Annotated in this window: 17 protein-coding genes; 9 read left to right on the top strand and 8 right to left on the bottom strand. The window is 73.2% G+C overall.

The features are described from left to right. Positions 1–96: 96 nt before the first annotated feature. The 5 genes from AC3AQ1_RS05450 (at position 97) to AC3AQ1_RS05430 (ending at position 6,603) form a co-directional block, all read left to right on the top strand. On the top strand, positions 97–1,446 hold the full coding sequence (locus tag AC3AQ1_RS05450) for an ABC transporter substrate-binding protein (protein ID WP_108718146.1): 1,350 nt from the start codon (positions 97–99) through the stop codon (positions 1,444–1,446). 187 nt (positions 1,447–1,633) lie between these two features. Then, entirely contained in the window at positions 1,634–2,560 is a 927-nt protein-coding gene (locus AC3AQ1_RS05445; protein ID WP_108718145.1) for a carbohydrate ABC transporter permease, read from the top strand. 11 nt (positions 2,561–2,571) lie between these two features. Next, positions 2,572–3,516, top strand: a complete 945-nt coding sequence (locus AC3AQ1_RS05440; RefSeq protein ID WP_180359764.1) for a carbohydrate ABC transporter permease — start codon at positions 2,572–2,574, stop codon at positions 3,514–3,516. Between the two features lie 25 nt (positions 3,517–3,541). Further along, positions 3,542–4,192, top strand: coding sequence for a YesL family protein (locus AC3AQ1_RS05435; RefSeq protein WP_108718143.1), 651 nt, complete (start codon positions 3,542–3,544; stop codon positions 4,190–4,192). Between the two features lie 158 nt (positions 4,193–4,350). Beyond that, positions 4,351–6,603: a 1,3-beta-galactosyl-N-acetylhexosamine phosphorylase N-terminal domain-containing protein gene (locus tag AC3AQ1_RS05430; protein WP_159096399.1), complete on the top strand. Its 2,253-nt coding sequence runs from the start codon at positions 4,351–4,353 to the stop codon at positions 6,601–6,603. 39 nt (positions 6,604–6,642) lie between these two features. Here AC3AQ1_RS05430 and AC3AQ1_RS05425 read toward each other — a convergent pair whose 3' ends face one another. The 5 genes from AC3AQ1_RS05425 to AC3AQ1_RS05405 all read right to left on the bottom strand — a co-directional run bounded on the left by AC3AQ1_RS05425 (position 6,643) and on the right by AC3AQ1_RS05405 (position 12,841). Further along, complete coding sequence (locus AC3AQ1_RS05425) at positions 6,643–8,178, bottom strand: sensor histidine kinase (protein ID WP_159096398.1); 1,536 nt, start codon at positions 8,176–8,178, stop codon at positions 6,643–6,645. Next, positions 8,175–8,894: a response regulator transcription factor gene (locus AC3AQ1_RS05420; RefSeq protein WP_108718140.1), complete on the bottom strand. Its 720-nt coding sequence runs from the start codon at positions 8,892–8,894 to the stop codon at positions 8,175–8,177. The genes AC3AQ1_RS05425 and AC3AQ1_RS05420 overlap by 4 nt, the downstream gene beginning before the upstream one ends. Before the next feature lie 273 nt (positions 8,895–9,167). Beyond that, positions 9,168–9,737, bottom strand: a complete 570-nt coding sequence (locus AC3AQ1_RS05415; protein ID WP_108718138.1) for an NYN domain-containing protein — start codon at positions 9,735–9,737, stop codon at positions 9,168–9,170. A 113-nt stretch (positions 9,738–9,850) separates the two neighbouring features. Then, a complete protein-coding gene (locus AC3AQ1_RS05410) occupies positions 9,851–10,606 on the bottom strand; it encodes a PspA/IM30 family protein (RefSeq protein WP_108718137.1) in 756 nt (251 codons plus the stop codon). Positions 10,607–10,711: 105 nt separating this feature from the next. Next, positions 10,712–12,841 (bottom strand): TPM domain-containing protein, encoded by a 2,130-nt coding sequence (locus tag AC3AQ1_RS05405; protein WP_108718136.1) that lies wholly within the window; start codon positions 12,839–12,841, stop codon positions 10,712–10,714. A 199-nt stretch (positions 12,842–13,040) separates the two neighbouring features. Between AC3AQ1_RS05405 and AC3AQ1_RS05400 the strand changes: the two genes are divergently transcribed. Beyond that, positions 13,041–14,642 carry a DHA2 family efflux MFS transporter permease subunit gene (locus AC3AQ1_RS05400; protein ID WP_108718135.1) on the top strand — a complete coding sequence of 534 codons (1,602 nt, stop codon included), beginning with the start codon at positions 13,041–13,043 and terminating at the stop codon, positions 14,640–14,642. Between the two features lie 250 nt (positions 14,643–14,892). Here AC3AQ1_RS05400 and AC3AQ1_RS05395 read toward each other — a convergent pair whose 3' ends face one another. The 3 genes from AC3AQ1_RS05395 to AC3AQ1_RS05385 form a co-directional block, all read right to left on the bottom strand. After that, complete coding sequence (locus AC3AQ1_RS05395) at positions 14,893–15,705, bottom strand: hypothetical protein (RefSeq protein ID WP_139987198.1); 813 nt, start codon at positions 15,703–15,705, stop codon at positions 14,893–14,895. 672 nt (positions 15,706–16,377) lie between these two features. Further along, positions 16,378–18,057 carry a DNA repair helicase XPB gene (locus AC3AQ1_RS05390; protein WP_108718133.1) on the bottom strand — a complete coding sequence of 560 codons (1,680 nt, stop codon included), beginning with the start codon at positions 18,055–18,057 and terminating at the stop codon, positions 16,378–16,380. A gap of 49 nt (positions 18,058–18,106) precedes the next feature. Further along, entirely contained in the window at positions 18,107–20,470 is a 2,364-nt protein-coding gene (locus AC3AQ1_RS05385; protein WP_108718132.1) for a helicase-associated domain-containing protein, read from the bottom strand. A 100-nt stretch (positions 20,471–20,570) separates the two neighbouring features. Here AC3AQ1_RS05385 and AC3AQ1_RS05380 point away from each other — a divergent pair, with 100 nt between their 5' ends. The 3 genes from AC3AQ1_RS05380 (at position 20,571) to AC3AQ1_RS05370 (ending at position 23,465) form a co-directional block, all read left to right on the top strand. Beyond that, positions 20,571–20,954, top strand: coding sequence for a cold-shock protein (locus AC3AQ1_RS05380; protein ID WP_108718131.1), 384 nt, complete (start codon positions 20,571–20,573; stop codon positions 20,952–20,954). After that, on the top strand, positions 20,954–21,781 hold the full coding sequence (locus AC3AQ1_RS05375; RefSeq protein WP_108718130.1) for a DUF3027 domain-containing protein: 828 nt from the start codon (positions 20,954–20,956) through the stop codon (positions 21,779–21,781). Before AC3AQ1_RS05380 ends, AC3AQ1_RS05375 begins: the two co-directional genes overlap by 1 nt. A gap of 277 nt (positions 21,782–22,058) precedes the next feature. Continuing rightward, positions 22,059–23,465 carry a sugar transferase gene (locus AC3AQ1_RS05370; protein WP_159096397.1) on the top strand — a complete coding sequence of 469 codons (1,407 nt, stop codon included), beginning with the start codon at positions 22,059–22,061 and terminating at the stop codon, positions 23,463–23,465. The last annotated feature ends 79 nt before the right edge of the window (positions 23,466–23,544 follow it).

The following is a 23,544-nucleotide window of genomic DNA, read 5'->3' as shown; positions in this document are numbered from 1 at the left end:
TCGTTCCGCTTGACGCATCTGTATCGATTCAATATGGTCCTGTTGTACCGATTCAGCACACACATCGGACGTCCTGAGCAGAGAGGCTCATCGAACATGAGGAAGTCAGTCATCTCCATCGCCGCGGTCTTCGCGGCCGCCGGTCTGGCGCTCACCGCGTGCAGCTCGGGCGGTGGCACCGACGACGCCACCGGCGGAGCCACCTCCGGTGGGGACGGCAGCGCCGCAGGCGAGGCCACCCCCGACACGACCCCGGTCACCATCAACTTCACGTGGTGGGGCAACGACGACCGGGCCGACCGCTACAACCAGGCCATCGCGAAGTTCAACGAGGCCTACCCCTACATCACGGTGCAGACGAGCTGGCAGGCGTTCCCGGACTACTGGACCGCCCGCAACACCGAGGCGGCCGGCAATGCGCTGCCCGACGTGATGCAGTTCGACTCCTCCTACCTGCGCGAGTACGCCAGCACGAACCGCCTGCTGGACCTGCAGGAGTTCATCGACAACGGCACGATCGACCTCGGCAACTTCGACGAGAGCCTCGTCGCGGCCGGCAACCTCAACGACGTGCAGGCCGCGATCCCGACCTCCACCAACACCCTCGGCATGTTCGTCAACCCGACGGTGATCGAGCAGGTCGGAGTGGACTTCCCCGCGGACGGCTACACGTACGACGAGTACAACGAGTTCGTCCAGGCCGTCTCCGACGCGAACGTCACCAACGCCGAGGGCTACAAGCTCTACGGCTCCGGCGACTACACGTCGACGTTCTGGTTCTTCCTCCAGTGGGTCATCCAGCAGGGTGAGGCGCCGTTCACCGATGACGGTCAGCTGAACTTCACCGAGGACGACGTCGTCGAGTGGCTCAGCCTCACGGCCGACCTCCGCGAGAACAAGGCCGTCTTCCCGGTCGACCGCGGCGTGGCGCTCTCCCCGCTCGGCGGCTTCACGGTCAACGAGGTCGCGGCCGAGGCCACCTGGGACAACTTCATGGCGTCCTACACGGCCGACTCCGGCACCGACAACCTCGAGATCGTCCCGATCTGGTCCGGCGACAACGGCACCCAGAACTTCTTCCGCCCCTCGATGCTGCTCGCCGCCGGCGCCAACACCGAGCACGCGGAGGCCGCCGCGACGTTCATCAACTTCCTCCTCACCGACCCGTCGGTCGGCGAGATCTTCGGCACGAGCAAGGGCGTCCCCGCGGACTCCGAGCAGCGCGCCGCGATCGTCGCCGAGGAGGGCTCGACCGACGCCAAGGTCCTCGCCTACGAGGAGCTCATCGGCGAGACCGAGACCTCGACCGCACCGATCCCCGTCAAGGGCTTCGGCACCATCGAGGAGAAGTGGCGCAACCTCGGCGAGGAGCTGAACTACGGCAACATCACGCCGGAGCAGTTCGCGGACGAGTGGTTCGCCGAGGCCTCCATGGCGGTCGGCTGACCGTCCTCGCCGGGTAGGGTCCGCGCCCACGGCGCGCGCCCACCCGGCGCCGGAGGGCGCAGTCCCTCCGACCATCGTCCGACGGCGGCGTCCGCGTTGCGTGGGCGCCGCCGTCGGTGTCTTGTCTCTGATGTGCTTGTTGGAATTGGACCGAGGGAGGTCCGTGGTGGCTGCTGAGGCAGTGGTGATGGATCCTGTGCGGCGGAGTGCGATCAAGCGGCGTGATCGTGCGACTGCGCGGGTGGGTCTGGCGTTCTTGTCGCCGTGGTTGATCGGGTTCTTCGTCTTGACGGCTGGGCCGATGCTGGCGTCGTTGTACTTGTCGTTCACGGACTACAACTTGTTCGCGGCGCCGAACTTCACGGGGCTGGAGAACTACCAGCGCCTGTTCTCGGACCCGAACTTCATCCAGGCGTCGAAGATCACGTTGTACTACGTGCTGGTCGGGACCCCGATCAAGCTGATCAGTGCGTTGGCGGTGGCGATGCTGCTGAACAACTCCCACCGTGGTCAGGGGTTCTACCGCTCGGCGTACTACATGCCCAGCCTGATCGGCGGGTCGGTCTCGATCGCCATCGTGTGGAAGGCGATGTTCATCGACAACGGCATCGTGGCCCGGGTCGTGGAGGCCCTGGGTGGGCCCACCGCGGCCGAGGGCGGCTGGGTGGGTGACCCGAACAAGACGATGCCGATGCTGATCCTGCTCACGGTGTGGCAGTTCGGTGCCCCGATGGTCATCTTCCTGGCCGGGCTCAAGCAGGTCCCGGTGGAGCTGTACGAGGCGGCCGAGGTCGACGGCGCGGGGCCGGTGCGCAAGTTCCTGCGCATCACGATCCCGATGCTGTCCCCGGTGCTGTTCTTCAACCTGCTGCTGGAGACGATCCACGCGTTCCAGATCTTCAACTCCGCGTTCATCATCTCCAACGGCACCGGTGGTCCGGCCCGCTCGACCCTGTTCTACACGTTGTACCTGTACTTCCGGGGCTTCCGTGACTTCCAGATGGGTTACGCCTCCGCGATGGCGTGGGTGCTGGTGGTCGTGGTGGGTCTGGTGACCCTGGTGATGTTCCGGACCTCGAACGCGTGGGTGCACTACTCCGGAGGTAACAAGTGAGCGCGACGTCGATGCCCCCGAAGGCCGTGGGCAAGACCGGTCCCGCCGGCGTCCTGCCCGGCGGCAGCGGTGCTGGGGTGAGCAGCGAGCGGTCTGCTCAGCTGCGCAAGCAGGCCAAGCGCCGCAACCTGGCCTCCTCCCTGGGGTTCCACCTGTTCAGCCTCATCGTGCTGATCGTGATCCTCTACCCCGCGGTGTGGATGCTGATGTCCACGTTCAAGCCGACGAACGAGATCGTCGGGGACGTGTCCCTGATCCCGCACGGGGCGTCCCTGGACAACTACCTCACCGCCCTGAACGGGATCGGCGGGGTCTCGTTCTGGGTGTTCGTGCGCAACTCCCTCATCCTGGCCGTCGCCTCGGTGGTCGGGGTGGTGATCTCCTGCTCCCTGGCCGCCTACGCCTTCGCCCGGGTGAACTTCCCGGGGCGGAACGCGTTCTTCGCGTGCATGATCGCCACGATGCTGCTGCCGTTCCACGTCGTGATCATCCCGCAGTACATCGTGTTCAACTCCCTGGGCATGGTGAACACCTACTGGCCGCTGCTGCTGGGCAAGTTCCTCGCCGCGGACGCGTTCTTCGTGTTCCTCATGATCCAGTTCATGCGCGGCCTGCCGAGCGAGCTGGACGAGGCCGCCCGCATCGACGGCGCCGGGCACCCCCGCATCTTCGCCTCGATCATCCTGCCCCTGATGAAGCCCGCCCTGGTCACGTCCTCGATCTTCGCGTTCATCTGGTCCTGGAACGACTTCTTCGGGCCCCTGCTCTACCTCAAGAGCCCGGACAAGTACACGATGCCCATCGCCCTGCGCGCCTACGTCGACCAGACCTCCACCAGCGACTACGGCGCCCAGATGGCCATGGCCGTCCTCGCCCTCCTGCCCGTCATGCTCTTCTTCTTCGCCTTCCAACGCCAGCTCGTCGGCGGCGTCGCCACCCAAGGCCTCAAGGGATGACGCGCACCCGCCCCCGGCGGCCCCGATGACCTCCACCGGCAGGCCCGGCCCGGGCGGCGGCGCACGCCGCCGCCAGGGCCGGCCGGTCGAGGACATGCGGCGCTTCGGCGGTGGGGGCGTCGCCACCTTCGGCGAGATGATCGTGGTGGGCCTCGTGGTCACCGCGCTCTCGCTGCCGGTGATCACGGCGGTTCCGGCCCTCGCGGCCGGCGTCCACCACCTGGAGCAGCACCTCACCGACCGGGCCGATGCCATGCGCGACCTGCTGCGCTCGGCCTGGCAGGCGATCCGCACCGGGTGGTGGGTCGGGCTGCTCACAGCGGTCGTCGCGTTCCTGCTCGCGCTCAACCTCTCCGCCGCGCTCCAGGGTCTCGTGCCCGGCGGGGTGGTGCTCGCCGGCGCGACGGCGATCATCGCCGTCGCCCTCGGCGTGTGGGTCTGCCGCGCGGCCGCGCTCTGGCGACCCGGCGCACGCTGGGGCGACCTGCTGACGCGCGGGCGGGAGCTCGCCGTCGCCGATCCCGTGGGCTCGGTGTACGTGATCGTCGCGTTCGGCGTCAGTGCCGTGGTGGTGTGGATGCTCCCTCCACTCGTGGTGCTGACGCCGGGGATGATCGCCATCGCGCTGGTCGCCGGGCAGCTGCGGCTGGCCCGACGCGGCGAGCCGACCGGCTGACCCGCCGAGCCGCCGCCTGTCCGACCGCCGCCTGTCCGACCGACGCCCGACCGACCGACGCCCGACCGACGCCCGACCGACCGCCGGACCTCCCGACCGACGCCCGACCGACCGACCCCCTGAGCCGCACCGTTGCGGCCCCAGAAGGAGAACGAACCATGGACCACGGTGGCTTCACCCTGCCCGGCGAGGCCGGACACGAGGCGCTCACGCTGCGTCTCGCCGAGCGCTGGGGGGCCGACGTCATTCGCGACTCGGACGGCACGCAGCTCTCGCCCGAGATCCTGCACGCCGGCCACGGCATCTACTCCACGATCTGCCTCATCCGCGAGGACCGCGCGTGGGCCGCGGAGCACTCGCGGCTGCTGCAGCAGAACGTGCTGATGTCGTTCCCGCGCGTCGCCGAGGGCGAGGAGCTGGTCATCGAGCTGCTCGAGGGGTTCTCCACCGACCAGTTCGTCGTGAACGACTGGGACGGCACCGAGTTCTGGCAGGTCTTCGACCGCACCACGGGCACCGAGGTGCTGCGTGAGCAGTGGTCGATCGGCGGCGAGGCCGCCGTCGAGACCAGCGCCGACACCGCCGACAGCGCCGATGCCGCCGACGCCGCCGATGCCGCCACCGCGCCCGGCACGGTCCGCCTCACCGGCGCCGTGCCCGGCCACTCCTACACGGTCAACTTCCTCGCCATGCGGCTGTGGGAGGAGATCTCGATGTACAACCACGTGACCAACGACTGGGGTGACCGCCCGCGCCTCATGGCCGTCGAGCCGCGGCACCCCGAGGTGGCCGAGCACCTCCTGGCGTGGCTGGAGGAGTGGTGCGTGACGCACCCGGACACCACGGTCGTCCGGTTCACCTCGCTCTTCTACAACTTCGCGTGGTTCTGGGGCTCGGACCCCGATTTGCCCCACGTCTACGCCGACTGGGGCTCCTACGACTTCACCGTGAACCCGATCGCGCTGCGCGAGTTCAACGCCGGGCGCGAGGTGCCGATCACGGCCGAGGACTTCGTCAACGCGGGCCGGTACACCTCGACCCACAACCCACCGTCGGCGATCTACCTCGAGTGGATGGCGTTCGTCGGCGCGTTCGTGCGCGACCTCGGGCGCCGCTGCGTCGACGTGGTGCACCGGCACGGCAAGAAGGCCTACGTCTTCTACGACGACTCCTGGATCGGCCTCGAGCCGTGGTCGCCGCAGTTCGGCGAGATGGGGTTCGACGGGCTCATCAAGGCCGTCTTCTCCGGGTACGAGGCGCGCCTGAACGCCGGCGTCGACGTCCCGGTGCACGAGCTGCGCCTGCACCCCTACCTCTTCCCCGTGAACCTCGAGGGCGCGCCGACCTTCGCGCCCGGCGGCGACCCGACGGCGGATGCGCAGTCCTACTGGACGGTCCTGCGCCGCGCGCTCCTGCGCGAGCGGATCGACCGGATCGGGCTCGGCGGCTACCTCTCGCTCGTCGAGCCGTTCGAGGACTTCCAGGCCTACATCGCGGGCGTCGCGGACGAGCACCGGCTGATCCGCTCGCTGCACGAGGCCGGCGCCCCCGAGGTCGCACCCGTGCGCGTCGCTGTGCTGACGGCGTGGGGCGCGCTGCGGTCGTGGACCTGCTCCGGTCACCTGCACGAGAGCCCGGACCTCTCCCTCCTGCACGTCATCGAGTCCCTCGCCGGGCTGCCGTTCGACGTGCGCTGGCTGTCCCTCGCCGAGGTCGCCACCGACGGCGTGCCCGACGTCGACGTCCTCGTCAACGCCGGCCCCGCGGGGACGGCGTGGTCCGGTGGTCCCGCGTGGGCCGACCCCGCGCTCACGACGGCGGTCACCGCCTTCGTCGCGAGCGGCGGCGGCCTGATCGGGGTTCAGGAGCCCGCCGCCTTGGACCGGGCCGAGGCGCCCGGTCGCCTCCACCGCCTGCAGCTCGCCCCCGTGCTGGGGGTCGACCAGGACGCGGGGGACCGGCGGGTCCTGTCGCGTCGGCGGTTCGAGGTGCACCAGCACCATCCCGTGCTCGACGGCGTCCCGCACGCCCTCGAGCACGTCGCCGCCGTGCGTGGCACGCACCTCGTGCGCGCGGGAGTGGACGTGCTCGCCGTCGACGGCGCCGGCCTCCCGGTGGCCACGGCGACGGCCTTCGGCGACGGCCGCGCGGTCTTCCTCGCCGACCACCGGCACGGGCCCGCGTCGGCGCGCCTGCTGGAGAACGCGCTGTGGTGGGCGGCCGGCCGCGAGCGGTCGGGTTGGACGTCCTCGGCGCCCGAGGTCGACGTCGCGCACTTCCCGACCGCCGGCCAGGTGCTCGTGGCGAGCTCGGCGTCGAGCGTCGTGACGACCGTGCTGCGCGCACCGTCGGGCGCCGAGCGCACGCTCGTACTCGCGCCGGGGGAGCTGCTCGCGCTTCCGGTGACGTAGCCCGGGCCCGAAGGCGGCACCCGCCCGCGCGGAAGTACCTCAGGCGGCGGGGAGCTCGACGCGGAAGGTCGCTCCGCCGTCGGGCGTATCGTCGCACACGACCGTGCCGCCCATGGCGACGACGGACGAGCGCACGATCGACAGGCCGAGGCCGGACCCGCCCGCGTCGCGCGAGCGGCCGGCGTCCAGGCGTGCGAAGCGCTCGAAGATCCGCTCGCGGTCGGCGGCGGGCACGCCGGGGCCGTGGTCGCGCACCTCCAGGCGCACGAGGCCGCCGGGGAGCAGGCCTGCGACGAGCTCGACCGGCGTGCCGGCGGGGGAGTAGGCGGCGGCGTTCCCGACGAGGTTCGTGAGGACCTGCTGGAAGGCGGCGCGGTCCACGGCGACGGCGGCGCCGGGCTCGAGGTGGACCTGGACGGTGCGGGTCGGGTCGAGCGCACGCAGGTCCGCGGCCGCCGACTCCAGCACCGGCGCGAGCGGAACGGGCTCGATCCGCAGCGGCGCGCCCTGGTCGAGCCGCGCGAGGGTGAGGAGCTCGACCACGAGCGAGCTCATCCGCGTCGCGGAGTCCTCGATCCGGCCCATCACGCCGGGCAGCTCGGCGTCCGGGATGCCGCCCATCCGGTAGAGCTCGGTGTACCCGGCGACCGTGGCCAGGGGCGTGCGCAGCTCGTGGCTCGCGTCGCCCACGAATCGCTGCATCCGCTCCTCGCTCGCGCGCTGGGCGTCGAACGCCTCCTCGAGGTCGCCGAGCATCGTGTTGATCGACGCCGCGAGCGACCCGACCTCGGTGCTGGGCGGCGGCGGGTCGGTGACGCGCTGGGACATGTCACCGGCGGCGATCGCCGCCGCGGTCGTCTCCATCCGGCGCAGCGGCTGCAGGCTGCGGCGCACGACGGCGTAGGTCGCCACCCCGGCGACCAGCAGCACCCCGCCGCCCACCGCCATGAGCGCGCCGACCATCCGGCGCATCGTCGCGTCCACCGAGGTGAGCGGCAGGGCGACCGCAGCCGTCCCGATGATCCGCCCGTCGGCCGACGTGAGGGGGGCGACGACGGCGCGCCAGCGGGTGTCGCCGGCCGCCGAGCCCGTGGTGAAGGGCTGGCTCCCGCGCCGCTCGACGTCGGTGATCGCGAGCGAGCCGACGGCGGGCCGGCCCGCCGTCGCGACGTCCTCGACCACCACCGACCCGTCGATGGTCGCGATGAGGACCGCGTACTCCGAGGGCACGAGCGGGTTGGTGGGATCGTCGTGGTCGGACAGCGAGCCCTGCCAGGACTGCTCCACGAGCGACTGCGCGGCGCCGGTGAGCTGGCCGTCGATCTCGGCGAGGAGGGACTGGCGCAGCAGCGTGAGCGCGAGGGAGCCGACCGTGACGAGGGCCAGCAGGAGCAGCGCCGTGAACATCACGACGAGGCGGACGCGCAGCGGCTGGCGGCGCCAGAGGGCGACCGGGCCTGCGGCTGGGCCGTCTGCGGGGCCGGCTGTGCCGGCGGCGGGGCCGGCTGTGCCTTGTCGGCCGGCCGGGTCGGCTGGGGCAGCTCGGCCGGCGGCGGGGTGGCGTTCGTCCGTCACGACTGCTTCAGCACGTACCCGAGCCCACGCCTGGTGTGGATGAGCGGGACGGGTGGCTCGCCGTCGGGCGCCTGCGGCGCGTCGATCTTGCGGCGCAGGTAGGAGATGTAGGACTCCACGATGGTGGGCTCACCGCGCCAGTCGTAGTCCCACACGTGGTCGAGGATCTGCTGGCGCGAGAGGACGCGGCCGGCGTTCGTCGTGAGGTAGCGCAGGAGCTCGAACTCGGTGGGCGACAGGTCGATGAGCCGACCGGCTCGGCGCACCTCGCGCGCGTCGGAGTCGATCTCGAGGTCGGCGTAGCGCAGGACGGCGTCGTCCTCCTCGCTGCCGCTGCGCCGCAGCACCGCGCGGATCCGCGCGACGAGCTCCTCGAGGCTGAAGGGCTTGGTGACGTAGTCGTCCCCGCCGACGGTGAGGCCCTGCACGGTGGAGGCCACGTCGTCGCGCGCGGTGAGGAAGAGGACCGGGACGGTGACGCCGCGGCCGCGCAGGCGGCGGGTGACCTCGAAGCCGTCCATGTCGCCGAGCATGACGTCCAGGACGACGAGGTCGACCCCGCCGTCGGCGATGACGCCGATCGCCTCCGCGCCGGACGCCGCGGTCACGACGTCGAACCCGGCGAAGCGCAGGGAGGCCTGGAGGAGGTCGCGCAGGTGGGGCTCGTCGTCGACGACGGCGAGCCGCGCCTCGGGCGTACGGGCGGCAGCGGTCACGGGGTCATCCTGCCCCGCCTGGCTGAGTGTTTCCTGGACGTGGCCTCGACGCGCCCCCCCTTCGCGAGAGGATCTCTGTCCTTTCGCGAGGTGATCTTCGTCCTTTCGCGAGAGGAGGTCTGTCGCGCCTGCACCCGGGCGATGCTCGCCGTCGTGAGCGGGGACTGCCAAGAGTGAGTCGGACGACGAGGTTCCTCTCGCGAAAGGACGAACTTTCTCTCGCGAAAGGACGAACTTCCTCTCGCCAACGGGCGGGCCGGGAGGCGCAGCCCGTCAGAGGTAGCGCAGCGGGTCGAACGCCGAGATCGGGATGATGCGCACCCGCGGCAGCGGGGCGTTGAAGGCGCCGAGGTCGTCCTCGAGGTCGTGGATCGTGAGCCCGCGCTCGGTCAGCTCGGTGAACTGGGCGTTCGCGAACTCCCGGAAGGCCAGCAGGCCGACGCGGTGCTCGCCGTCGAGCAGGGTCTCGACCTGCGGGAGGAAGTCGCCGTCGTGGCTGGCTAGCAGCACGTCGCCGCCGCGGCCCGCGATCGCCTCCAGCGTGCGCTGGATACCGATGTCGACGACCTTCTCGGTCGCGCTGCCCGACAGCGGGATCGGGTGGTAGCCCAGCGCCAGCAACGCCTGCACGAACCCCATCGGCATCTGGCCGGAGGAGGCGTTGAGGAAGAACAGCGCGGTGACCGGCTGGTTCCACAGGTGCTGCGCGAAGGTGTTGACGCGCTCCCAGCGCGGGCGCTCCTCGGGGGCGGGGCGGCGCCCCAGCACGCTCATGCCGAGCGTCGCGTCGATGTTCTCGCCGTCGACGAGCAGGTATGTGCGGTTCGGGGACGCGGGCTCCATGCCGCCCACCCTAGGGCTCAGCCCGCGAGGGTGCTGCCGTGCGGGCTCAGCAGCGCCGAGGGGCGGGACATCGACGATGTCCCGCCCCTCGGCGTCCGTGTGCTGATCCGGACTCAGCCCTGGGTGATCTGGTCCTGCGTACCGGACGGCGGCAGCACGCCGCGCTGCAGCGCCTCGAGCCGCAGCTCGATCTCCGTCTTGTCCCCGGCCGACTCGAGCTCGGCGAACTGGGACTCCAGGCTCGACGCCGCGATCTCGGCGTGCCCCGCGGCCTGCGCCTCCTGCTGGCGGACCGAGTCCTCCCAGCGGGACAGCTCCGACGTGGGGTCGAGCACGTTGATGGACCCGACGGCGTCGTGCACCTTCTGCTGCGCCTGAGCGGCCTTCGCCCGCGCCACGAGCTCGTCGCGCTTGGACTGCAGCTGGCTCAGCTTGTCCTTCATGCCCGCAAGGCCGACCTTGAGCTTCTCGGCGGTCTCGGCCTGCGAGGCGACGATCGGCTCGGAGGAGGCGACCTCCTTCTCGTAGTCGAGCTGCTTGCCGAGCGCGATCCGCGCGAGCTGGGTGAACCGGTCAGCCTCGGCCTGGTTGCCCTCGGCGGCCTTGCGCTGCGCCGTCGCGGCGGCCGCGGCCGCCTTCGCGCCCCACTCCTGGACCGCAGCCTTGTCCTCCGCGAGGTCCTGCTGGGCGAGGCGGGTGTTGCCGATCGTCTGGGCGATTGCGTTCTCCGCCTCGACGATGTTGTTCTTGTAGTCGCGGATGAGCTGGTCGAGCATCTTCTCCGGGTCCTCCGCGCTGTCCAGGAGCGAGTTGATGTTGGCCTTCGCGAGCTGGCTGATGCGCCCGAGGATCGTCTGCTTCTCTGCCACTGCCGTTCCTTCCTCTTCTGCCGTGCTGGGGATCGTGCTGGATCGTGCCGGACTGGTGTGGTGCGTGATCGTGCGGGAGGCGCCGGGCGTGCCGGTGGGCGGCGCCTAGAACCGTCCGCCCCGGGTGCGGCCGCGAGAGCCGCCCCCGCTCGGGCGTCGACCCCCGCCGGAGGAGCGGCTGGACGAGGACCGACCGCCGGACGATCGGCCGCTCGACCCGCCCCCACCCCACGAGGATCCGCCCCCGCCCCACGAGGAGCCGCCGCCCCACGAGGAGCCTCCGCCCCACGACGAGCGCCGGTTGCCGCCGCCCATGAGGATGCCGCCGAGGATGAGCGAGCCGATGTCGACACCCCCGCCACCGGACCCCGTGCCGCCGTAGCCGCCCGCGCCGCCGTACCCGCCGCCGCCCTGCTGCTGCTCCCACGCGGCGACGTCGCGCTGGGCGAGCTGGGTCGCCTGAGCCTGCTGCTGCTCGGCCGCCTGCAGCGCCGCGAGCGCCGACGTCGGATCGCTCGCCTCGAGCGCGCGCGCCTGTCCGAGCAGCCGGATCGCCTCGGCCAGCGCGGTGCGGGCATCGGGTCCGACGGCGCCGCGTCGGGAGTCGATGTAGTCGTTGGTCGCGCGGATGGCGCTCTCGAGCCGGCTCCCGCGCTCGGTCACCTGGACGCGCGCCCGCTCGGCCACCTCGGCCGCCTCGCGGTAGGGCGCGAGCGCGGCGTCGAGCGCCGACTCCGCGTTCGCCAGCCGTGCCAGCGCCGCGAGCGGGTCACCACCCGGCTGGGTCGCCGTCGACGCTCCGCCCACGGCCTCGTTGGCGGCGCTGACCAGGGCGCCGACGGCCGCGTCCTGCGGCGCGAGCCGCCGCGCGTCGGACACGTCGGAGGTGATCGAGGCCGTCGCGGCCTGGAGTCGGCCGACGGCGTCGGCGAGCGTCTCGCGGGCCCGGTCCACGGCGTCGAGCAGGCCGGCGGCCTGGCCCAGGGCGTTCTCGGCAACCCGGGCCTGGGCCACCCCTGCGCCCGCATCGCCCGCGGCGACGTGCTGCTGACCGGTGGTGGCCGCCGCGCGGGCGGCGTCGACGAGCTGCGCCGCGTGGTCCGGGTTCGCGCTCACGGACGCCAGGGCCGTCGGTGGGTACTGCACCCCGAGCGCCGCGAGGGTGGCGCGGGTCGGCTCGAGCCGGGCTGCCGTCTCGTCCGCGCGGGTGAGGATGGCCGCCAGGCGCCCCGGCACGTCGGCCTGCTCCTTGCGCAGCGCCTCGAACGCGGCCGACTGCTCCTCCAGCGCGCCCGAGACGGACTCGCACGCCTGGAGCACCTGGATGGCGAGCGCACGACGGCGGCCCTCGTCCTGCGTCCGGTCGAGCTCCTGGCGCGCGGCGAACGCCGTCCCGACCGTGGACTTGGCCTCCGCGAGCACGCTTGCGAAAGTCCCGGTCGCGTCGCTGCCGAACTGCGCCTCGGCGAACCCGAGGTCCTGCTCGAACGAGCGCAGCTCGTCGTCGATCGCCACGAGGGCGGTGCCGGATCGCGCCACGAGCTCCTCGGTCGGCAGCGACGCGGCGTCCGAGGCGCCGCCGGCGCCCGTCCCGCTCGCGCCGCCGTCGCGCCCCTTGCGCCGCCGGCGCAGCACCGCCCAGGTGCCTACGCCGGCGACGGCGACCGCGCCGACCCCGACGGCGACCGCGGCCCCCGAGCCGCCACCGCCCCCGGTGGACCCGAACGCCTGGGCCGTGTCGACCACGACCTGCGACCAGGTCCCGTCACCGTCGGCGGCGGCCGTCGCGGCGGCGGTCGCGGCGTCGTAGGCGTCGTCGTACACCCCCTGCGGGACCGCGTCCGTCGCCGACAGCGCCAGCGAACGGTCGTCGACGGCGACGGCGAGCACCAGGTCGTCCTCGCCGAGGTTCGACATGGTGGCGGTCGCGTCCGCCCAGTCCGCGGCGCTCACGCCGTCGAAGGAGTCGACGAAGACCGCCCACAGCCGGTACGTGCCCTGGCTCTCGAGCTCCGTCAGCGCGGCGTCGGCGTCGGCGAACCCGGTCCCGAGGACCCGGTCGGTGGTGCTGTCGGTGAGCCGCTGCGGCAGGAAGAACGGCGCATCGGCGTACGCCGCCGCCGGCACGAGCAGGAGGAGAGCGGCCGCCGCGAGTGCGGCGAGGGCGCGCACGCCTCGGGCGGCCACACCCCCGCCGGGTCGGGCGCGAACGGTCGACGGCGAGCCAGCGGGCATGACCCGATCCTCGCCGTCGCGCTGGCGGTGCGCAACGTGCGCAGCCGGTGCGGTGCCTGTTCGACGCCGGTTCGACGCCAGTTCGCGGGCGGTTCGCAGGGTCGATCCCAGCACCCGGACCCCGGGAACAACCTTGTCGATGAGAACGCTGTACCGCCCGAGTCACACTCGTGACGAGACCCGATCCGGCGGAGGGCCCATGTCCGAGACGACTCAGTGTCGTGAGGCGAGCGACCTCGATCCACCCACAGCCCACCAGCGGGTGACCCGCGCGCCCGACCCGAGCGACGCCGTCGTGCCGGACGCCCCTGCGGCCGCCGCGCCCGCCACGCTCACCCCGGCGAACCGCCGTCTGCTCGCGCTGCTGCTGTGCTCGGCGTTCGTCGTCATTCTCAACGAGACGACGATGTCGGTCGCACTGCCGCCGATCATGGACGACTTCGGGATCTCGGCCGCCGCGGGACAGTGGCTCACCACGGCGTTCCTCCTCACGATGGCCGTCGTCATTCCCACCACCGGGTGGCTGCTCGGTCGGCTCGGCACGCGCGTGTCGTTCGTCGTGGCGATGGGCGCGTTCTCCGTCGGCACCGCGCTCGCCGCGTTCGCGCCCACGTTCGAGATCCTGCTCACCGCGCGGGTGGTGCAGGCGTCCGGCACGGCGGTGATGATGCCGCTGCTCATGACCACCGTGATGGCGGTGGTGCCCGCGCGCGCGCGTGGGCGCGTCATGGGGAACGTGGCGCTCGTGATCGCTGCTGCGCCCGCGCTCGGGCCGACCGCGTCCGGCCTCGTGCTGCGCTCGCTCTCCTGGCACTGGATCTTCGGCCTCGTGCTGCCGATCGCGCTCGTCGCGCTCGCGTGCGGCGCGCGCTGGGTCAGGGCGGAGACCGAGGCGGAGACCGGACCGCTCGACGTGCTCTTTTTGCCGCTCGCCGTCGTCGCGTTCGGTGGGCTCGTCGTCGGGCTGTCCCTGCTCGGCGAGGCGTCCGACGGGGGATCGAGCACGACGCCGTGGGTCGCCGTCGTGCTCGGCGTCGCCGCCCTCACGGTGTTCGTCTGGCGGCAGCTGCGGCTCGCGCCCGCCGGCCGCGCGCTCCTGGACGTGCGCGTGCTCGGCATCCGGGACTTCACGGTCGCGCTGGGCATCATGTGCCTCGCCATGTTCGCGATGTTCGGCGTGATGATGCTGCTGCCGCTCCTCACGCAGCGCGTGCTCGGCCTCGAGCCGCTCGGGGCGGGACTCGTGATGCTCCCGGGCGCGCTCGCGATGGGACTGCTGGGGCCCGTGGTCGGGCGGATGTACGACGCCGTGGGCGCGCGTCCGCTCGCCCTGCCCGGCCTCGTGCTCGCCGCGGGCGCCCTCGCGCTGCTGGCCGCGGGACCGCGTGCGGTCGGCGTGGTGCTGGCCGGGCACGTGCTCATGAGCCTCGGCATGGCCCTGGTGTTCACGCCCATGTTCACGGTGGCGCTGTCGGCGGTGGCCGGACCGCTCGTGGCCCACGGGTCCGCGACGATCGGCACGCTGCAGCAGCTGGCGGGGGCGGCCGGCACGGCGGCGCTCGTCGCCGTGATGACCACGGGGCAGGCGTCGCGCCTCGCGGCCGGGGCGAGCGAGAGCGACGCACTGGCCGGGGGCATCCAGTCTGCGTTGTGGGTGGGTGTCGGCGCGCTCGTGGTCGCGGCGTTGCTCGCAGTTTCCCTGCGCCGCCCGGCCGACGTCCCGGGTGGCGGGGCGGGCAACGGGGCGGGCGACGCCGCAGGTGACGGAGCAGGCGAGCGGGCGCACGCCGTCGGGCACTGACGCACACCGCGGTCGGGTGGCGGTGGGTGCGCGGGCCGGTCGCGGTGGCCGCGCGGAGCGTCACACGGGCGCGGGGTCGTGACGGTGGCGTCGTCGGGTGTGACGGCGGGCGCGGCTGGGGGGCGGTGGCCGCGCGGAGCGTCACACGGGCGCGGGGTCGTGACGGTGGCGTCGTCGGGTGTGACGGCGGGCGCGGCTGGGGGGCGGTGGCCGCGCGGAGCGTCACACGGGGTGGTCATTCTGGTACGACTCAGGCGGCGAGCCGCCCGGCCCTCTGCAGCTCCACGCGAACGGTTCGCACAAGTTCGCCGGTCCCGAGGTCTTCCCAGCCCAGGTGGTACACCACGTGCCCCAGGCGGCGTAGGGCGTTGTCCTTCGCGGAGTCGCGGCGCGCCGTGCCGTTCTGGCGATGATGCGCCCCATCCATCTCGATGATCAGCAGTCGACCTCCTCCGAGATCCCACGTCATGTCGAACCGTCCGATGAATGTGCCGCGCTCGTCTAGCACCACGCGCTGCAAGTCGTTTGGGGCCAGACCCGCGTCGAGGCACTCGAGTCGGGCTCGGCTCTCCAGCGGCGAGTCCGCGCGTCGATCCGCCAGCTGGTTCCACTGGCGGACATGACGCACACCCGGTCGACTGTGCATCAGATCGACAAGTCGAACGAACTCGGCGCTGTTGATCACCTGCAGGTTCAGCGCGCTGTCGAACAGACTGACGGCGACCTCACGGTCGACGGCGCCGAGGACGTGGGTCAGCGCGGTGATCGGCTTCGCCACCCAGATGTTCTCCACCAGCATCGCGTCGGAGTCTCGGTCGAAGGAGCCGCGCCACTGGCGCACCCCGGTCCGCTCGCGGTCCTGTCTGCCCGGCGGCAACCAGAACTGCGGTTTGTAGTCGAGAGGTGAGCCCTGGACACCCACGAGGCAGAGCGCAGCGTGGCCTACTGCGACGGACTCGCTCCCAGCCGCGAGCGCGCCCACGAAGGCACGCTGTCGTAGTCGGTTGGGCCAGTCGTCGTGAGCGACCAGGCCAGGAAGTACGAGGAAGACGTCGCGCGTCACGCACAGCCACGCTCCGGCCTGAACGAGCCGCCGGATTCTGTCTTTCGAGACTCCTGCGATCGTGCACTGTTCCCGTGAGAGAAGCCCGAGCTGGCGCCGGGCCGTGCGCAGAAGCGGATGTGGAAGTGGACGAAACGCGCGGAGTGGGACGCGTCCGTCCGGGCGATGGCCGAGTGAGTCGCCGGAGAGGGAGCCGAGCGGGTCAGGGACGTCGAGCGGGATTGAGCGCACGGCTCAGCGAACAGCTCCGGCGGTAGGCAGCGCAGTTCGGCTGTGGATGAGCGCGAGCCCGAGGCCGTGGACGCGGGTTGGGGACAGGCGGGGGTGATCATCTCCGTCGGTGGTCCACCACAGCGTCCTCGGGTGTGACGGTGGGCGCGGCTGGGGGGCGGTGGCCGCGCGGAGCGTCACACGGGGTGTCGGGCGTGACGGTCGGCGCGGCTGGGGGGCGGTGGCGTCCTCGGGTGTGACGGCGGGCGCGGCCCGGTGGCGGTGGCGTCCTCGGGTGTGACGGCGGGCGCGGCTGGGGGGCGGTGGCCGCGCGGAGCGTCACACGGGTGTCGGGTGTGACGGCGGGCGCGGCCCGGTGGCGGTGGCGTCGTCGGGTGTGACGGTGGGCGCGGCCCGGGGGTGGCGCACGCCGTCGGGCACTGACGGACGGCCGGCCCGGCGCTACTCCGCGGCGTCGAGCGCGCCCAGGTCCTCGGCGTCCACGATCCGGTAGGAGTAGCCCTGCTCGGCGAGGAACCGCTGGCGGTGCGCCGCGAAGTCGGCGTCGACCGTGTCCCGGACCACGACGGCGTAGAAGTGCGCCTCGCGTCCGTCGCCCTTGGGGCGCAGCAGGCGGCCCAGACGCTGCGCCTCCTCCTGGCGTGACCCGAACGCGCCGGACACCTGGATCGCGACGGCCGCCTCCGGCAGGTCGACGGAGAAGTTCGCCACCTTCGAGACGACGAGCACGGGCACCTCGCCGGCGCGGAACGCGTCGAACAGCTTCTGCCGCTGCGTCACGGTCGTGGCGCCCGTGATGACCGGGGCGTCGAGGGACTCGGCGAGCTCGTCCAGCTGGTCGAGGTACTGCCCGATGACGAGCGTCTGCTCGCCCGGGTGGCGCGCGAGGAGCGCGCGGACGACGTCGATCTTGCCCGGCGCCGTCGCCGCGAGCCGGTAGCGGTCCTCCGGTTCGGCCGTCGCGTAGACCATCCGCATCGGTTCGGGCAGCGAGAGCCGAACCTCGACGCACGAGGCGGGGGCGATGTAGCCCTGCGCCTCGATGTCCTTCCACGGTGCGTCGTACCGCTTCGGCCCGATGAGCGAGAACACCTCGTCCTCGCGGCCGTCCTCGCGCACCAGCGTCGCCGTCAGCCCGAGGCGACGGCGAGCCTGCAGGTCGGCGGTCATCCGGAAGATCGGGGCGGGCAGGAGGTGCACCTCGTCGTAGACGACGAGCCCCCAGTCCCGCGCGTCGAGCAGCTCCAGGTGCGGGTAGGCGCCCTTCCGCTTCGTGGTGAGCACCTGGTAGGTCGCGATCGTGACGGGCCGGATCTCCTTGCGGGCGCCGGAGTACTCGCCGATCTCGTCCTCGGTGAGGGTGGTGCGCCGCACCAGCTCGTCGCGCCACTGTCGCGCGGAGACGGTGTTCGTGACGAGGATCAGCGTGGTCGCGGACGCCTGCGCCATCGCGCCCGCGCCGACGAGCGTCTTACCCGCACCGCACGGCAGCACGACGACGCCACTGCCGCCGTGCCAGAACGACTCCACGGCCTCGCGCTGGTAGGGCCGCAGCGACCACGCGCCCGCGCCGTCCGGACCCGTGCCCGCCTCGGCGAGCGCGATCGGGTGCGCCTCGCCGTCGACGTATCCCGCGAGGTCCTCCGCGGGCCAGCCGAGCTTGAGCAGCACCTGCTTGAGGTGGCCGCGCTGGGAGGGGTGGACGACGACGGTCGTGTCGTCCAGGCGCGCGCCGACGAGCCCCGCGGTCCGCTTGGACCGCAGCACCTCCTCGAGCACCGCGCGGTCGAGCGCGTGCAGGACGAGCCCGTGCGCGGGGTCGGGCAGCAGCTGCAGACGGCCGTAGCGCGACATCGTCTCGGCGACGTCCACGAGCAGCGCGTGCGGGACCGGGTAGCGCGAGAACCGCACGAGCGCGTCCACGACCTGCTCGGCGTCGTGCCCCGCGGCGCGCGCGTTCCACAGGCCCAGCGGGGTGAGGCGGTAGGTGTGCACGTGCTCCGGCGCACGCTCCAGCTCGGCGAACGGGGCGACGGCGCGGCGCGCCTCGCCGGCGAGCGGGTGGTCGACCTCGAGCAGCAGCGTCTTGTCGGACTGGACGATCAGGGGGCCGTCGGGCATCCGACCAGTCTCTCAGGTGATCGGGCCGGGCCCCGAGGCGGGCGATGGGTCAGCCGGCCGGCGGCACCGGCTCGACGGCGACGACGCGGTGCACCGCGACCGTCAGGTCCGTCTCGCGCGCCAGGTCGCGCGCGATCACGACGCCGTCGCGCACCCGCAGCGGGATCACCCGCCGGTGGCCCACGCGCCCGGACGGACCGGCGACGGCGAGCATCACCTCCGCGCCCGCCCTCGCCGCCTCGCGGAGCCGGCCGAGCAGGTCGGCCGCGTCCCGCTCACCCGCGCTGGCGCGCGCCTGCCCGTGCCGCAGCCGCGCGACGGCGTCGGCCAGGTCCCGCTCGCCGTCGTGCTCCTCGCGCGCCCCGCGCACCGGGCCGTGCTCGACGACGAGGCCCGCGACCGGGCGGGACGCGCGGGGCCGCCCCGCGACGTCGACGACGTCCCCGTCCGGCCCCTCGACGAGCACCGGTCGCCCGAGGGCGCGCAGCAGCTGCGCCAGCCGTCCGGCCGGCACGGGGGAGACCGCGACGGTCGGGGCGATCAGGCGCAGGCCGAGCCCCGGCTCGCCGAGCAGCACCGCCAGGACCGTGGGGTCCTCGGCCCGCAGGTACGCCGCGGCCGAGCCGGCGCGCAGGCCGCCGTGCCGGCGCTGCGCCTCGCGCACCGCGTACTCCAGCGGCTGGGGCAGCGGGGTGCGGGAGAACGCGGCGAGCCGCGCCAGCAGGTCCTCCGCGTCGTGCCCGGCGGCGATCGCGCGTGCGAGCGACGCGGTCGTGAAGCGGACGGTCAGCGCCCCGCCGCGTGACTCGGTCTCGGCGCTCGCGTCCAGCAGCGCCGCCAGCTCCGGGGCGGGTCGCCCGGGCACGACGGCGGTGAGGTCCGCCTGGACGAGCATCTCCTCGACTGGCGGCGGCAGGAGGTTCCGCAGCGCGTCGGCCAGCGCGCCGAGCGCCGCCTCGGGGTCGTCCGCGGACGGGGGCCCGACGGCGAGCAGCGCCCGCCCGGTCCCGGCGAGCGCGCCGGCGCCCGTCAGCCCGAGCACCTCGGCCTCGGCCAGGACGCTCGCCACCGCCCAGACCGGTGGGGGAGCGGCGGGGGTCGACCAGGCCACGTGCGCGACGACGGCCTCGGCGTCGGGTGCGGCGCCCGCCGGCCACGCGGCGAGGGCCGCGAGGACCCTGGCCCGCAGGTCGGACGCCCACCCGCGGTCCAGGCCCGGCTCGAGGGGAGCCCGGCGGGCGCCGTCGGGCGCTGTGGTCCCGACGAGCGCGAACGCGCGCGGGCTCGCCCACCACGCGAGGACGGCCTCCGCCCAGGCGACGGCCGGGTCGACGGCGCGCTCGGGGCCGCCGACGCCGCCGACGCCGTCGCCGCCCCGCGCGTCCGCGGCGCCCGCCGAGAGCTGCGGCCGCTCGTGGGTCGCGACCGGGACCCAGAACGTCCCCTCGAGCTCCACGAGCCGCCCGACGGCCCCGGTGGCGGCGGCGAGTTCGACGAGGAGGTTCGCGCGCTCCTCGGGCACGTCGAGGGCGAGGCGCGTCCGGCGCATCTCCCGGATGCCGACGCCGCCGGAGCGCAGCGCCGGAGCCGGGTGCTCCGACCACGCCTCGAGCAGGTCCGCGAGGTGGCGGGCGAGGTCCAGCGCGGCGCGGCCGGCCTCGGCCGTGACGGAGTCCGGGTCGATCACGTGCGCCGACGGCAGCGGCGGCGCCCCGGGGACGCCGCGGTGGGTGCGCCCGCCGCGGGCGGCGAGCGCGACCGCTCCGGGCACGAGGACGGCCTCCGCCCCCTGCGGGACGATGAGGCCGGCGGCGAGCAGCTCGCCGACCGCGTCCGCAGCGGCGGACCCCGCCTCCGGCAGCGTCCCCACGGGGCCGTCCCACGCGAGGCGGTCCAGGAGCAGGCGAGCCGAGGGGCCGACCGCCGGCTCGCCGTCGGGCGTCGCAGGTGTCGCGGACGTCGCGGAGGTCGCGGTGGGGACGTGCCCGACGGCGAGCCCCGCCGGGAAGGGTGCGCGCGCCTGGGGCACGCCTGCGCTCGGGCGCCAGGTGGCCGGCGCGGTGGCTGCAGGGGCGCCGGCCCCCGGCCGGGCGACGACGAGGGCGAGGGCGGCGAGGTGCGCCAGCGCGGCGTCGACGACGTCGACGGCCAGCCCGGACGCCGTCGAGACCCGCTCAGCGGTGACGTCGCCCTCGAGCGCGTCGAGCGCCACGACCGCGTCCAGCACGGCGAGCGTCGGGGTGTCCAGTCGCGCGACGGCGAGCCGCGCCGAGCGCTCGGTCGCGGCGCGAGCGGCCAGCGACGTGAGCGTGCCGGGAAGCGGGCTGAGCAGATCCGGCCGCGCGTGCAGCAGTGCTGCGAGCGCGTGGTCCGGCCACGTCTCGAGCGCCGCGGCGGACAGCGAGGTCGACATTGGGTTCACGGTAACGAACCACGTGGAGCCTCCGACCGAGGCCACCGACAGGTAGGATGGACTGCCCAGACAAGCGCCCCGCTCAGAGGTGGACCAACCCGTGCCTACTGGCAAGATCAAGTTCTTCGACGTCGATCGTGGATTCGGCTTCATCGCCGGCGACGACGGTTCGCAGGTGTTCCTGCACGCCTCGGCGCTGCCGGCGGAGGTCACCGCGCCCAAGCCCGGCCTGCGCGTCGACTACGGCGTCGCGGACGGCCGCAAGGGGCCGCAGGCGCTCGCCGTCACCGTGCTCGACCCGACCCCGTCCGTCGTGCGCGCCCAGCGTCGCGACGCCGAGGACATGGCGCCCGTGGTGGAGGACCTCATCAAGCTCCTCGACCGCGCCGGCGCCTCGCTGCGCAAGGGGCGCTACCCCGAGCGCGAGTTCTCCGGCCGCCTCGCCAAGGCGATGCGCGCCGTCGCGGACGAGCTCGACGCGTGATGGACACCGAGGTCGAGGGCGCGGTCGCCGAGGCGGACGTCGTCGTGGACGCCGAGACGCCGGCGAGGTCCGCCAGGACGGTCCGGGCCGCGAAGCGTGACGCCGTCCTCGCGGCCGCCGTCGACCTCGCGCGCGAGGCGGCGCTGGAGGTGTCCGGTGGCGACGACGTCGGTGCGCACCTGGGCTACACCGACGACGGCGAGCGTCTCGGCAGCCATCGCTTCGCCACCACGGCGCCGGGCTACCGCGGCTGGCACTGGACCGTGACGGTCGCCCGCATCTCGCGGTCCCGGCACGTGACGGTGTGCGAGGTCGAGCTGCTGCCCGGTGACGAGGCGCTGCTCGCGCCGGCCTGGGTGCCGTGGGCGGAGCGGCTCGCGCCGGGTGACCTCGGCGCCACCGACGCGCTCCCGTACGACGCCGACGACCCGCGCCTGGAGACCGGCTACCGGCCCACGGGCGACGTGGCCACCGACCAGGTGGCGATCGAGGATCTCGGCCTGTGGCGCGAGCGTGTGCCGACCCGCGCGACTCTCGAGGCGGCGGCCACCCGGTGGGCGGCGGGTGACCGCGGCGGGACGTCCGCCGGCGCGCGCGGGTCCAAGGAGGGCTGCGAGACCTGCGGCTTCCTCGTCCCGCTGACCGGGGTGCTCGGGTCGATGTTCGGCGTGTGCGTCAACGAGTGGTCCCCGGACGACGGCAAGGTCGTCTCCTTCGACCACGGCTGCGGTGCGCACAGTGAGACCGACGGTCCGCGCTCGGGCGGGGACTGGAAGACCACGTCCCCGGTCGTGGACGACTTCCAGGTGGACGTGACGCCGGGCTGACCCGACGGCGGCCCGTGCGGGCTCTGTGCGCGACGACGCGCGCCCGTCCGGCGTCCGCCGCGGGGCCGGACCGCTTCCGTTACCGTTCCGTTATCCGATTCGTTTCACTGTTCACGCAAAAGTCGGCTAACCTCCCCCGTGGGGGAAGGGGAGCGGGATGGCTCTTGGGGTTGAGCCAACGCCGCGATCGACTACCGACACGTTCACGGATGGGGCCGTGCGTGCGGATCGTCGTAGCCGCGTTGATGAAGGGGAAACGGCTGCCGCAGGGCAGCGTGTGCACTCGACGGCCTGGTACGGGCGCGTCAAGGCACTGATCACAGTCGGCGATGCCGTCGCGATCGGCGTCACGCTGGTGGCGGCGTACTTCATCCGGTTCGGTGACACGAACCCACGGGTGTGGTCCTCCGCCGACAGTGCGACGGTCGGGTACGAGCAGGTGGGACTGCTCATCGGGCTGGTCTGGATGATCAGCCTGGCCGCCAACCGGTCGAGGCAGTCGACGATCCTGGCGCAGGGCCTGGTGGAGTACCACCGGGCCGCGAGCGCGACGCTGCTCACGTTCGGCAACGCCGCGATCGTCGCCTACCTGCTTCAGGTCACGCTGTCGCGGCAGTACTTCCTCGTGGCGCTGCCGCTGGGCATCGTGCTCGTGGTGGCGAACCGCTGGGTGATGCGCCAGTACCTGCGGCACGCGCGGAGCGAAGGGCGCTTCCAGGACAGGGCTCTCGTCGTCGGGCGCCTGGAGGACGTGCACCGCGTGCAGCGCGAGCTGCGCCGCACCAGTGCTGCGGGCATCGCCCCGGAGTTCGCCTACTACGTGGACTCCGCGGACGACGTCGCGCAGGCGGCTCGCAGCACGCTGGTGGCCCGGGCCAACGCCGAGGACGTCGACCTGGTGATCATCGCCGGCGAGCTCCCGGGCGGTGCCGACGCGGTGCGTCGACTGAGCTGGGACCTCGAGCGCACGCGCGCCGACCTCGTGCTCGCCTCGCGCCTGACGGACATCGCGGGGCCTCGCATCCACCTGCGGCCCATCCCGGGCATCCCGCTCGTGCACGTGAGCCTGCCTCGTTTCACGGGTTGGTCCTACGTCGTGAAGCGCGCCATGGACGTGGTGCTCTCCGCCGTCGCCCTCCTCGTGCTCTCGCCGGTGTTCCTCGTGGTCGCCGCCGCGATCAAGCTCGACGACGGCGGTCCGGTGTTCTTCCGGCAGACGCGCACCGGCACGAACGGCGAACCGTTCCACATGCTCAAGTTCCGGTCGATGCGTACGGACGCCGAGCAGGTCAAGTCCGAGCTGATGACGGCGAACGAGGGCGCGGGACCGCTGTTCAAGATGAAGGCCGACCCGCGGGTGACCCGCGTGGGACGCGTGCTGCGCGCCTACTCGCTCGACGAGCTCCCGCAGTTCGTCAACACCCTCCGGGGCTCCATGAGCGTGGTGGGCCCTCGCCCGCCGCTCCCGAACGAGGTCGCCCAGTACGACAACGCCGCCCACCGGCGCCTGCTCATCAAGCCCGGCATCACCGGGCTCTGGCAGGTCAGCGGTCGGTCGAACCTCTCCTGGGAGGACAGCCTCCGGCTGGACCTGTCCTACGTGGAGAACTGGTCACCGGTCGGTGACCTCGCGATCGTCGCACGCACCGCGATCGCCGTCGTACGCCGCGAAGGGGCGTACTGACCCACAGACCACGTCGGCCGGGGGCTGCGCGCAGCTCCCGGCCGGCGTGCCCCATGCGCCCCGTCGCTCCGCGTCGCCC

Source organism: Miniimonas sp. S16 (assembly GCF_057748195.1).
This window is presented reverse-complemented; position numbering and strand designations above follow the sequence as displayed.